The 12,513-nt window shown below is 63.0% G+C and carries 10 protein-coding genes; all 10 read left to right on the top strand.

Annotated features, from left to right (window positions below):
- Positions 1-165: 165 nt before the first annotated feature.
- Positions 166-717: a translation initiation factor IF-3 gene (gene infC, locus P0G09_RS09870; RefSeq protein ID WP_005935558.1), complete on the top strand. Its 552-nt coding sequence runs from the start codon at positions 166-168 to the stop codon at positions 715-717.
- An 18-nt stretch (positions 718-735) separates the two neighbouring features.
- Positions 736-939, top strand: coding sequence for a 50S ribosomal protein L35 (gene rpmI, locus P0G09_RS09865; RefSeq protein WP_005935556.1), 204 nt, complete (start codon positions 736-738; stop codon positions 937-939).
- A 53-nt stretch (positions 940-992) separates the two neighbouring features.
- Positions 993-1,343 (top strand): 50S ribosomal protein L20, encoded by a 351-nt coding sequence (gene rplT / locus P0G09_RS09860; protein WP_005935552.1) that lies wholly within the window; start codon positions 993-995, stop codon positions 1,341-1,343.
- An 80-nt stretch (positions 1,344-1,423) separates the two neighbouring features.
- The gene (locus tag P0G09_RS09855; protein ID WP_275252553.1) at positions 1,424-2,203 is read left to right on the top strand and encodes an RNA methyltransferase; all 780 of its coding nucleotides are present in this window, start codon (positions 1,424-1,426) and stop codon (positions 2,201-2,203) included.
- Complete coding sequence (dprA, locus tag P0G09_RS09850; RefSeq protein ID WP_238077355.1) at positions 2,200-3,345, top strand: DNA-processing protein DprA; 1,146 nt, start codon at positions 2,200-2,202, stop codon at positions 3,343-3,345. The genes P0G09_RS09855 and dprA overlap by 4 nt, the downstream gene beginning before the upstream one ends.
- A gap of 138 nt (positions 3,346-3,483) precedes the next feature.
- Positions 3,484-5,568, top strand: a complete 2,085-nt coding sequence (gene topA, locus P0G09_RS09845; protein ID WP_097772669.1) for a type I DNA topoisomerase — start codon at positions 3,484-3,486, stop codon at positions 5,566-5,568.
- Between the two features lie 178 nt (positions 5,569-5,746).
- Entirely contained in the window at positions 5,747-7,123 is a 1,377-nt protein-coding gene (trmFO, locus tag P0G09_RS09840; RefSeq protein WP_156062007.1) for a methylenetetrahydrofolate--tRNA-(uracil(54)-C(5))-methyltransferase (FADH(2)-oxidizing) TrmFO, read from the top strand.
- A gap of 15 nt (positions 7,124-7,138) precedes the next feature.
- Positions 7,139-8,149, top strand: a complete 1,011-nt coding sequence (gene plsX / locus P0G09_RS09835) for a phosphate acyltransferase PlsX (RefSeq protein ID WP_275252552.1) — start codon at positions 7,139-7,141, stop codon at positions 8,147-8,149.
- Between the two features lie 69 nt (positions 8,150-8,218).
- Positions 8,219-8,893 carry a ribonuclease III gene (gene rnc / locus P0G09_RS09830; protein WP_005935533.1) on the top strand — a complete coding sequence of 225 codons (675 nt, stop codon included), beginning with the start codon at positions 8,219-8,221 and terminating at the stop codon, positions 8,891-8,893.
- Positions 8,894-12,451 carry a chromosome segregation protein SMC gene (smc, locus tag P0G09_RS09825; protein ID WP_275252551.1) on the top strand — a complete coding sequence of 1,186 codons (3,558 nt, stop codon included), beginning with the start codon at positions 8,894-8,896 and terminating at the stop codon, positions 12,449-12,451.
- Positions 12,452-12,513 lie beyond the last annotated feature (62 nt).

Here is a 12,513-nt window from a genome sequence, read left to right as displayed (position 1 = left end):
CTACGGCCTGTGCCGCGCTCGCCTTGTGGGGTCGGAATCCCCGGGCTATACCCAAACACGGTTCGATTCTTTGAACGAACTGCGCTTTTGTGTGAAATTTCGCGCGGCTGTCCTGCAAATGGGCGGCCGCGTTTTCTATGCCAAATATTGCAACACTATGGATTATTGTTTGGAGGTGCATTCATTATCGCTACCGCTGGAAAGTCGAAGGAACTGGAGATCAACGGTCAGATCCGTGATCGTGAAGTTCGCCTGATCGGTGCCGATGGCGAGCAGAAGGGCGTTGTGTCCATTCAGGTGGCCATGCGCGCTGCAGAAGAAGCCGGGCTCGATCTGGTCAAGATCGCACCGCAGGCTACCCCGCCTGTGTGCAAGGTGCTGGATTACGGCAAATACCGTTTTGAACAGCAGAAGAAGGAGAAGGAAGCCAAGAAGAACCAGAAAGTGGTCGAGGTCAAGGAGACCCGCCTTTCGCTCAATATTGACACCAACGACTTCAACACCAAGCTGAACCAGACCGCCAAGTTCCTGGCCGCTGGTCACAAGGTGAAGGCTTCGATCCGCTTCCGCGGCCGTGAGATGGCGCACAGTGCTCTGGGTGCTGACGTGCTGAAACGCTTTGCCGAGGCTCTGCCCCAGGCAAGCATGGATAAGCCGCCGGTGCTCGAGGGCCGCACGATGTCCATTCTGCTGATCCCGAAACCCAATAAGGACTAATTTTAGGAGGAAACTAAAATGGCTAAGATGAAACTGAAGACGCATTCCGGCGCTAAGAAGCGCTTTAAGCTGACCAAGAACGGCAAGATCAAGCGCGGCCACGCATTCCGCAGCCACATCCTGACCAAGAAGACCACCAAGCTGACCCGTGGCTACCGTCAGCCCAACTACGTTGATAAGACCAACGCCGCTACCATCAAGAGCATGCTGCCCTACGCCTAAGTGCGAGCCGCAGGCAAAGACATTCTAAGAGATAACTAAAGGAGATATAAAAAATGGCACGTATCAAGGGCGCAACCATGACTCACAAACGTCGTAAGAAGATGCTGAAGCTGGCTAAGGGCTTCTATGGCTGCAAGAGCAAGCACTTTAAGATGGCCAAGCAGCAGGTCATGAAGAGCGGCAACTACGCTCTGGCTGGCCGCCGCATGAAGAAGCGTCAGTTCCGCAACCTGTGGATCTGCCGCATCAACAATGCAGTTCGTCCCCTGGGCATGAACTACTCCACCTTCATGGCTGGCCTGAAGAAGGCAGGCATCGAGCTGAACCGCAAGATGCTGAGCGAGATGGCCATCAACGATCCTCAGAGCTTTGCTGCTCTGGTCGAGACCGTGAAGAACGCCTGATAAAGACCTGAAAGACGCCCGCGCGTAGTAAAATACGCGGGCGTCCTTTTTGTATATTTTTGTATCTTCTGGAGGACCGCATGGAAAAGATCACCAGCCGGGAAAACGCAAAGATCAAATATGCCTGCCGCCTTGCTTCCAGTGGGGCGTTCCGGCGCAGTGAGGGGAAATTTCTGGCCGAGGGCCGCAAGCTCTGCCCGGAGCTCTGCCGCGGCGCGGCGCTGGAGACCCTGTTCTGCACCGAGGCAGCGCTGGAAAAGTGCCCGGAGCTGGCCGGACTGCCCGGGGAGCACTATCTGGTGGAGGACCATGTGGCCGATAAGCTGGCCGATGTGGGCACCCATCAGGGCGTGTTCGGCGTGTTCCGCACCCCGGTGCACACGCTGGACGAGGCAAAGACCGGCGGGCGGTATCTGGCGCTTGAGCGGGTGCAGGACCCCGGCAATGTGGGCACGCTGCTGCGCTCTGCCGCCGCGTTCGGCTTTGACGGCGTGCTGCTGAGCGATGGCTGTGCCAGGGTGTTTGCCCCCAAGACCCTGCGGGCCTCCATGGGGGCCGCCGTGCGGGTGCCGGTGATGGAGGTGGGGGCAATGCCTGCCGCCATTGCCGCCCTGCGGGCAAAGAACATCACCTGCCTTGCGGCGGCACTCTACCAGAGCCAGCCCCTGAGCGCGGCCCGGCCCGGCTACCCGGGCGGTGTCTGCGTGGTCATCGGCAGTGAGGGCCAGGGCCTGACGGAAGAGACCATTGCCGCCTGCAGCGGCACTGTGCGCATCCCCATGACCGACCGGGTGGAAAGCCTGAACGCCGGCATTGCGGGCAGCATCCTGCTGTGGCATTTCCGGGAGGAGAGCCTGTGACCGGGCCCGGCTTCGGCCAGACCAGTCTTTTCCCGCCCGAACCGGCCCCCGACCCGCTGCTCTGCTGGCTCTGGCTGGCAAACACGCTGGGGGCGGGCAGCAGCCATGCAGGCCGGGTGCTGGATGTGTTTGGCGGGGCGCAGGAGGCCTGGGAGAACCGGGATTCCGATGCGTTCCGCAAAGCGGTGGGCAGCCCGGCCTTTGCCCGGGCCAACCTGCCCGACAACACCCCAGCGCATTACCGGGCCTTTGCACGGCGGTGTGCGGCGCGGAATATCCGCATCCTGCCCTATGACGACCCGGATTACCCGCTGGCGTTTTCCCGCATTCCCGATATGCCGCTGGTGCTCTACTGCACCGGCGACCCCCTCTGGCTCAATGAGCCGGGGGCTGTGGGGATGGTGGGCAGCCGCAGGCCCACCGAGTACGGCCTGCAGGCGGCGGCAGATCTGGGCAGCGGGCTGGCCAAAAACGGGGCCATCATCGTCAGCGGTCTGGCCGATGGGCTGGACAGCGCCGGGCACCGGGCCGCAGTGAAGGAAAACTGCCCCACCATCGGGGTGCTGGGCGTGCCCATTGACCGCACCTACCCGGCCTCCAACCGGGAGCTGCGGAAAAAGATCGAGCAAAAGGGCTGCGTGATCAGCGAGTACCCGCCCGAGAGCGGCCCCGTTGGCCCCAATGGCTTTTTGCAGCGCAACCGGCTCATTGCGGCGCTGTCCTCGGCACTGGTGGTGGTGGAAGCGCAGGAAAAGAGCGGCACCATGTCCACAGTCAACCATGCCGAGCGGTATGGCAAGCCGGTGTTCGTGGTGCCGGGCAGCATCTACTCGCCCAACTCAGCAGGCACCAACGCCCTGCTGCGGGAGGGCCGTGCCAAAGCCGTTTGCAAACCCGGCGACCTGTTCGGGGTGCTGGGTCTGCGGGGTGCGGCGGCTCCGGCGGCGGTGCGCTCTGCGCCTGACCCCATGAGCGAGACCGAGCGCAGGGTGCTGGCCTGTATCGGCCCCAAGGCAAAGGGCGTGGAGGAGCTGGGTGCGGCAAGCGGCCTGCCCACCGGCCTGCTGCTGGGCACCCTGATGAAGCTGGAGCTGGCGGGCCGTGTGACCTGCCTGCCCGGCAAGCGGTATATTCTGCGCTGAACTGCGCAATTTAAGTTGAATGAAACCTCTCAGTCTCGCTGACGCTCGCCAGCTCCCCTAATAAGGGAGCCCTTGGCATTTCGTTGGGTTTTACTACCACCGTCAGGCTGGGAGTTTATAATATAGGAGAAGAGAACCATGGCAAAACTGGTAATCGTGGAGTCGCCGGCAAAGGCGAAGACCATTGGCAAATATCTGGGCAAGGATTACGAGGTCACGGCCAGCATGGGCCACATCCGGGACCTGCCTAAGTCCCAGCTGGGCATCGACGTGGAACATGACTACGCCCCCCAGTACATCAATATCAAGGATAAATCCAAGCTCATCAAGGAGCTCAAGGCAAAAGCCAAGCAGGCCGACGGCGTTCTGCTGGCAACCGACCCGGACCGTGAGGGAGAGGCCATCAGCTGGCATCTGGCCAATATCCTGGGGTTGGACCCCCACGAGCCCAACCGCGTGACCTTTGACGAGATCACCAAAAAGGGCGTGCAGAAGGGCATGGCCAATCCCCGTGCCATTGACGAGGATCTGTTCAACGCCCAGCAGGCCCGCCGCATCCTCGACCGTCTGGTGGGCTATAAGCTCAGCCCTTTTCTGTGGCGGAAGGTGCGCCGGGGCCTGTCGGCGGGCCGTGTCCAGAGCGTGGCGGTGCGGCTGATCGATGACCGCGAGAAGGAGATCGAGAACTTCAAGCCCGAGGAATACTGGAACGTGGATGCCACGCTGGGCACCGGCCACAAGAGCTTTACCGCCCGCCTGGCCTCCGACAGCACCGGCAAAAAGCTGCTGCCCAAAAACGAGGCAGAGGCCCGTGCCATCGAAAAGGGTCTGGAGGGTGCCGAGTATACCGTGGGCGAACTGAAAAAAGGCAAGCGGGCCAAGCAGCCCACCCCGGCCTTTATCACCAGTACCCTGCAGCAGGAGGCCTCCCGCCGTCTGGGCTTTACGGCTACCCGCACCATGCGTGCCGCCCAGACCCTGTACGAAGGCGTGGACATCGCGGGCCACGGCACCATGGGTCTGATCACCTATATGCGTACCGACAGCCTGCGCATCTCCGATGAGGCGGTCGCCGCTGCAAAGGAGTATATTGCGGACGCTTACGGCGAACAGTATATCTGCCCCTACAAGCGCACCTGGAAGACCAAGAGCGCGACCGCCGCGCAGGATGCCCACGAAGCCATCCGTCCCTCGGTGCCGGGGCTGACCCCTGACGAGGTGGACAAGAGCATCAGCGGCGATACCGCCAAGCTCTACCGGATGATCTGGAGCCGCTTTATGGCCAGCCAGATGGCGGACTGCCAGCAGGATACCGTGAGCGTGACCGTGTATGCGGGGGACTACCGCTTCAAGGCCAGCGGCTACACCGTGACCTTTGATGGCTTTACCGTGCTGTACGAGGAAGCCACCGATGAAAAGGAAAAGAAGGAGACCAGCCTGCCCCCGCTGGAACAGGGCCAGCTGCTCAAGCTCAAGGAGCTGAAGAGTGAGCAGAAATTCACCCAGCCCCCCGCCCGCTACACCGAAGCGACCCTGATCAAGGCGCTGGAGGAAAATGGCATTGGCCGTCCCTCGACCTACGCGCCTATCATCACCACCATCATCGACCGCGGCTATGTGGAGCGGGAGCAGAAAAAGCTCAAGCCCACCCTGCTGGGCCGCGCCGTGGACGGCCTGATGCTGGAGCAGTTCCCCCATATCGTGGACGTGGACTTCTCGGCTGAGATGGAGAAGAACCTGGATAAGATCGAGAGCGGCAAGGCCGATTGGCACAAGACCGTGGATGATTTCTATCAGGGCTTTGCCGCCAGCCTGGAACAGGCCGAAAAGAACATGGAGGGCAAGAAGGTCAAGGTGCCGGACGAGCCTTCCAGCGAGGTCTGCGACCTCTGCGGCCGCCCCATGGTCATCAAGGTGGGCAAGTACGGCAAGTTCCTGGCCTGCTCCGGCTTCCCCGAGTGCCGGGGCACCAAGCGTCTGGTCAAGGACACCGGCGGTGTCTGCCCCAAGTGCGGCAAGGGCCGGATGCTGGAGCGCAAGAGCGCCAAGGGCCGCATCTACTACGGCTGCGAGCGCTACCCCGACTGCGACTTTATGACCTGGGATACCCCGGTGCCCACCAAGTGCGAAAAGTGCGGCTCCACCCTGTTCCGCAAGGGCTCCAAGCTCTACTGCGCAAAAGAGGGCTGCGGCTTTGAGATGCCGGTGCCGAAGAAGGATTGATCAAACCGATAAACTGTCTCGCCCTCTCCGGCATCGCCTGCGCGATGCCACCTCTCCCAAAGGGAGAGGCAATGGCGGCAAACGGGCAGCTGCTGCTGACCGGGATGCTGCACAGGCTCCCCCTTTGGGGGAGCTGGACGCAAAGCGGCCTGAGAGGGCGAGGATGCTGAAGGATGAAATTATGAGTTACAAAGTAACTGTACTGGGTGCCGGTCTGGCAGGCTGTGAGGCGGCGCTATGGCTGGCAGGCAAGGGCGTTCAGGTAACGCTCTACGAGCAGAAGCCCACCCACTTTTCCCCGGCTCACAAGAGTGCGGGCTTTGCGGAGCTGATCTGCTCCAACAGCCTGAAGGCCGAGCGTCTGGATTCTGCTTCCGGCCTGCTGAAAGAGGAGATGCGCCGGATGGGCAGCCAGCTGCTGGAAGCCGCCGAGGAGGCCCGTGTGGCCGCGGGCGGCGCATTGGCCGTGGACCGGGACGCATTCAGCACCGCCGTGACCCGGCGGGTGGAGGAGTGCCCCAACATCACTGTGGTGCGGGAGCAGGTGGAGCACATCGATGAGAGTGCACCCATTCTGGTGGCCACCGGCCCCCTGACCGATGGTGCGCTGGCCGACGAGATCGGCCGCCTGACCGGCGATGAGCGGCTCCATTTCTATGATGCCGTGGCTCCCATCGTCACGGCCGAGAGTCTGGATTACAACAAGGTGTTCGCCGCTTCCCGGTACGACCGGGGCGAGGCCGATTACCTGAACTGCCCCTTCAATAAGGCAGAGTATGAGGCTTTCCACGCTGCGCTGGCTTCGGCAGAGCGTGCCCCGCTCCATGCCTTCGATGCCGGTGCGGAGCAGGGCGCACAGCCCGACCCCGATGCCCACGGCAAAAAGGCAGATACCGTCACGGTCTACGAGGGCTGTATGCCTATTGAGATCATGGCCGCCCGGGGTGCTGATACCATGCGCTTCGGCCCCCTGCGCCCGGTGGGTCTGGTGGACCCCAACACCGGCCACCGCCCCTGGGCCAATGTCCAGCTCCGCGCCGAGAATAAGGAACGCACCCTCTATAATATCGTGGGCTTCCAGACCAACCTCAAGTGGGGTGAGCAGAAGCGGGTGTTCAGCATGATCCCGGGCCTGGAAAATGCCGAGTTCGTGCGGTACGGTGTCATGCACCGCAACACCTTCCTGGATGCGCCCCGTGTGCTGGACGCGGGCCTGTTCCTGAAGGAGCACCCCAACGTGTTCTTTGCGGGCCAGATCACCGGCTTTGAGGGCTATATGGAGAGCGCCGCCTGCGGCCTGCTGGCAGCCCGGAGCATCTACGCCCGGCTGGAGGGCAGGCAGCTGCCCCCGCCGCCGGTGGATACCATGTGCGGCGCGCTGATCCAGTATCTGACCACCGAGAACAAACATTTCCAGCCCATGGGCGCGAATATGGGCATCCTGCCCCCGCTGCCGGCCGAGAGCCGCCCCCGTGACAAGCGCCTGCGTTACATGGCCGTGGCCGAGCGTGCCGTGGCCAGCTTCCAACAGTGGCTGAACGAAACTGCTCTTTAAGAAGGGAGAAACCCTATGAAAATTATCGTTGATATGATGGGCGGCGACAACGCCCCGCTGGCTGTGCTGGAAGGCACCGCGCAGGCTGTGAAAGAGTACGGTGTGCAGGTCATCGGCGTGGGCAGCGAGGAGCTGGTGCGCAAGACGGCTGCCGAGCACAATATCCCGCTGGACGGCATCGAGCTGGTCAACTGCACCGAGACCATTGAGATGTGCGATGAGCCTGCAAGGGCCATCCGCAGCAAGAAGGATTCCTCCATCGTGGTGGGCCTGAACCTGCTGAAGGAGGGAAAGGGCGATGCCTTTGTCTCTGCCGGAAGCACCGGCGCGCTCCATGTGGGCGCAAGCCTCATCGTGCGCACCCTCAAGGGCGTAAAGCGCCCGGCCCTGGCCACCATGGTGCCGGCCAAAAACAAGGCCTATCTGCTGCTGGACTGCGGCGCGAACGTGGAGTGTCGCCCCGAGATGCTGGCAGCCTTTGCCGTGATGGGCAGCTGCTATGTCAACAAGGTGGAGGGCCGCACCGCACCCACTGTGGCGCTGGCAAACAACGGTGCCGAGGAGAGCAAGGGCACCCCGATGCTCCGGGAAGCCCACCAGCTGCTCAAGGCAACACCGGGCATCCGGTTCGTGGGCAACATCGAGCCCCGTGACGTACCCAACGGTGATGTGGATGTGGTGGTCTGCGACGGCTTTACCGGCAATGTCATCCTCAAGCTGACCGAGGGCGTGGCCAAGATGCTGCTGGGGATGCTCAAGGAGATGTTCCTGGCAAACCTCGGCGGCAAGATCGCCTACCTGCTGCTCAAGAGCGGCGTGGGAAACCTCAAGCACCAGATGGACAGCGAGGAGTACGGCGGCGCACCCTTCCTGGGCGCAAAGCAGCCGGTCATCAAGGCCCACGGCTCCTCCAAGGCCAAGGGCATCAAGAACGCCATCCGGCAGGCCAAGATCTGTGTGGAGAACGACCTGTGCGGCACCATGCAGAGCGCGCTGGATGAGCTGACAACCTCTCAGGCCGACTGACATCGGCCAGCTCCCCTGGCAGGGGAGCCAAGAAAGAACGATTTTTGACATAAAGGGAGTAAGAAATCCATGAGCCATCAGTTGGAAACAATTATTGGTTACAAGTTCAAGAATCCGAAGCTGCTGGAGACGGCGCTCACCCACACCAGCTACGCAAACGAGAGCCGCACGCCGGTGCAGCACAACGAGCGGCTGGAATTTCTGGGCGACAGCGTGCTGCAGATCGTCTCGGCAGATTATCTGTTCCACGCCTACGCCGACCGGCCCGAGGGCGACCTGACCCGCATCCGTTCCAGCCTGGTCAGCGAGGGCGCATTGTTCCAGTTTGCGCAGGAGATCAATCTGGGCGAGTATCTGCGCCTGGGCCGGGGCGAGGAACGCTGCGGCGGCCGCACCCGCCCCAGCGTGGTGTCCGATGCCTTCGAGGCCGTCATCGCCGCCCTGTATCTGGACGGCGGCATGGAGGTGGCAAAGAGCTTCATCCTGCCCTTCATCACCGAGGGCAAGCACGCTGAGGCCGATTACAAGACCCGCCTGCAGGAGATCGTCCAGCAGAACCCCGAGGAGCGGCTGAGCTATGTGGTGGAGCAGGAATCCGGCCCCGACCACGACAAGCATTTCGTGGTGGCTGTCCGCTTCAACTCCGATAAGGTCGCCCGGGGCGAGGGCCGCAGCAAGAAGATGGCCGAACAGCACGCCGCCCGCGAAGCCCTCAAGCTCCTGGGCGTGATAAAGGAAAAGTAAATGGTATTCAAGGAACTGGAGATCCAGGGCTTCAAGAGCTTTCCCGATAAGGTCAAGATTACCTTTGACGAGGGCGTGACCGGCGTGGTGGGCCCCAACGGTTCGGGTAAGTCGAACCTGTCCGATGCCGTGCGCTGGGTGCTGGGCGAGACCAGCGCCCGCCAGCTGCGCGCCGCCGGAAAGATGGAGGATGTCATCTTTGGCGGCACCCGGCGGCGGGGGGCCATGGGCTTTGCTCAGGTGCGCCTGACGCTGGACAACAGCAGCCACGCGCTGGATGTGGAAGCGGACGAGGTGACCATCGGCCGCAGGTATTACCGCTCCGGCGAGAGCGAGTACAGCATCAACGGGCAGATCTGCCGCCTGAAGGATGTGTATGAACTGCTGCTGGATACCGGCATCGGCCGCGATGGCTACTCGGTCATCGGGCAGGGCCGCATTGCCGAGATCGTGGCGGCCAAGAGCAGCGAGCGCAGGGAGATCTTTGAGGAAGCCTGCGGCATTGCCAAATACCGCTACCGCAAAAACGAGGCCGAGCGCCGCCTTGCCGCCGCCGCCGAAAATCTGGAACGCCTGCGGGATATCCTGGGCGAGCTGGAGGCCCGGGTGGGCCCGCTGGAAAAAGAGAGCGAAAAGGCCCGGAAGTTTCTGGAACTGAGCGCCCGGCGCAAAACGCTGGAGGTGACCCTGTGGACGGACGGCGTGCACCGGGCCAAGGAAGCCGTGCGCCGTCAGGTGCGGGATTACGAGACAGCCCAGGCCGATTATGAGCGGTTCGACCGCCAGACCAAAGCCGCCGAGAGCGAGGCTGAGGAGATCCGGATGCAGGCACAACAGCTGACCATTGCGGTCGAGCGCCTGAATGGGGATATCCGCAGCATCACCGAGCAGATCAGCGGCAGCGAGAGCCGGATCGCCGTGCTGGAAAACGACATTGCCCGCAACGAGGAAAGCGCCGCAGACCTGCGGGCAGAGATCGCCGCCGGGCAGCAGGACAGCACCGAGGCCGCCGCCGCGCTGGAACGCCACCGCGCTGTGGCAAAGAGCATGGAGCTGGCGGGCCGGAAACTGGCCGCAGAGCTGGATGCCCTGAACGATGAGCTGGTGCGCCTGACCCGGGAAAACGACCAGAGCGGTGCCCGCCGGGATACCCTGCGGGGCGAGGTGGCGGCCCTGACGGCCCGGCACACCGAAGCGCAGGTGGCGCAGGCCGCCGCCGAGGCTGCTGCCGAGACGGCCCTGAGCCGTCTGCCTGCGTTGGAAGAAGCCGCCGAGGTGCTGGCTGTCCAGCGGGACGACGCAAAGCAGGATCTGGAGGATACCGTGCGGTACCTCACCACGCTGGCCGAGAATGAGCAGCAGCTCAAAAATATCCGGGCCGGTCTGGAACTCAAGCTGAAGAGCCGCCGCGCTGCGCTGGAGGAAGCCGACCGTGCCGAACAGCAGCTGAACCGGGAGCTGGATGCCGCCCGTCAGCGGCTTTCCGTGTTGCGGGAGCTGGAAAAGAACATGGAAGGCTACCAGAACTCCGTCAAGACCGTGATGCGGGTGGCATCCGCCCGGCGGCTGCGGGGCATCATCGGGCCGGTGTCCTCCATCCTGCGGGTGGAGCCGGGCCGGGAGGTCGCCATTGAGACCGCGCTTGGCGGTGCCCTGCAGAACATCGTGGTGGAGAACGAAGCCGCCGCCAAGGCAGGCATCGCCCTGCTGCGGAGCGAGAACGCGGGCCGCGCCACCTTCCTGCCGCTGGATACAGTCCAGCCCGGCGTGTTCCGGGGAAAACTGTCCGGCTCGGCAAGGCTGGCAAGCAGCCTGGTCCAGGCCGATGCACGGTACAGTGACATCGTGTCCAATCTGCTGGGCCGCATCATCGTGGTGGACGATATCAACGAGGCCTCCCGCGTGGCCCGGGACAACGGTTTCCGCAGCAAGGTCGTCACGCTGGATGGTCAGGTGGTCAATGCGGGCGGCAGCTTTACCGGCGGCAGTGTCCAGCGCAGCGCGGGTTTGTTCACCCGCAAGCAGGAGCTGGAGGAGCTGCGGGTCAAGGCTGCGAAATTGCAGAAGGAGTGCCTTGCCGCTCAGGAAAAGACCGACCAGTGCAAACAGCAGGCAGATGCCCTGAACGCAGAGCTGACCGCCGCCAGCAGTGAGCAGATCACTGCCGCCAACGACCGTGTGCGGGCCGAGGCAGAGCGCAAGCGGCTGGAAGCTGCCATGGAGCAGGCCGAGACGGCCCTTGCCGCGCGGCAGAAGGAGATCGACACCCTGAACGCCCAGCTGGCTGACAGCCGGGAAAAGGCCGCGCAGGCCGAAGCACAGGAAGCTGCGCTGGCCGGGGAGATCGAAGCAAAATCGGGCGAGCTGAACCGCATTGCCGAGGGAGACGATGCGTTTCTGACCCGGCAGCGGGTGCTGGCCGAGCAGGTGAGCACCAAGCGGCTGGAACAGGTGGGCCGCCAGAAGGATGCCGAGCTGGCGCAGGCGCAGATCGAAGCGCTGGAACAGCGCACCCGGGATGCCGAGAGCCGCCGGGCCTCTCTGGAAGAGAGCCTTGCCGCCCTTGCCGCCCGCAGTGATGCCTGCCGGGCCGAGATCGAGGCCATCCGCAAGGCCAAGACCGACAGCCGGGCGGAGATCGAAGCGAAAGAAGCCGAGATCCGGAAGGCCACCGAACAGCGGCTTTCCCGCCAGCAGGCCGAGACCGAGGCACTGGCCCGGGCCCGCACTGCTGCCGACAGCCGCGAGGAGATGGGCCGGGAGATGGCCCGTCTGGCCGAGCGGAAAGCGGCCGCTGAGAGCGAATATGATGCCACCGCCGCCAAGCTCTGGGATGAATACCAGCTGACGGTGAGCCAGGCCGAGGAGCTCTGCGTGGAGTTCGACAGCCTGCCCGCCCTGCGGTCGCAGGTGGCCGATCTGCGCAATCAGATCCGGGCGCTGGGCAATGTGAACGTCAGCGCCATTGAGGAATATCAGGAGGTCAGGGAACGGTACGATGCCCTGAGCGCTCAGGTGGCCGATGTGGAGGGCAGCAGGAACGAGCTGACGCGGATGATCGCCAGCCTGTCTGGCCAGATGAAGGAGATCTTCACCGACAGCTTCCGGGCCATCAACGAAAATTTCGGACGCATCTTTGCCGAGCTGTTTGGCGGCGGTGAAGCCAGCCTTGTGCTGGAGGATGAAAGCGATGTGCTTTCCTGCGGCATTGGCATTCAGGTGGCACCGCCGGGCAAGGTCATCAAGAATCTGGAAGCCCTTTCCGGCGGCGAACAGGCGCTGGTGGCCATCAGCATCTATTTTGCGATCCTGGCCGTCAACCCGGCACCGTTCTGTATCCTGGACGAAATCGAAGCCGCCCTGGATGATGCCAATGTCAGCCGCTTTGCACAGTATCTGCGCCGGGTGAGCGACAAGACCCAGTTCATCGTCATCACCCACCGCCGCGGCACCATGGAGGCCGCCAATGTCCTGTACGGTGTGACCATGCAGGAGGACGGCGTGTCGAAATTGCTCAAGCTGGATCTGGAACAGGTTGACGCGACGCTGGTTTCGTAGGTATAATAGATTAAACCTCTCAGTCTCGCTTCGCTCGCCAGCTCCCCTAGTAGGGGAGCCCT

The sequence above is a fragment of the Faecalibacterium sp. DFI.5.82 genome (genome assembly GCF_029076575.1).
GTDB classification, from domain to species: Bacteria; Bacillota; Clostridia; order Oscillospirales; family Ruminococcaceae; genus Faecalibacterium; species Faecalibacterium duncaniae.
Note: the sequence above shows the minus strand (reverse complement) of the source record. Positions and strands in the feature narration are given on the sequence as shown.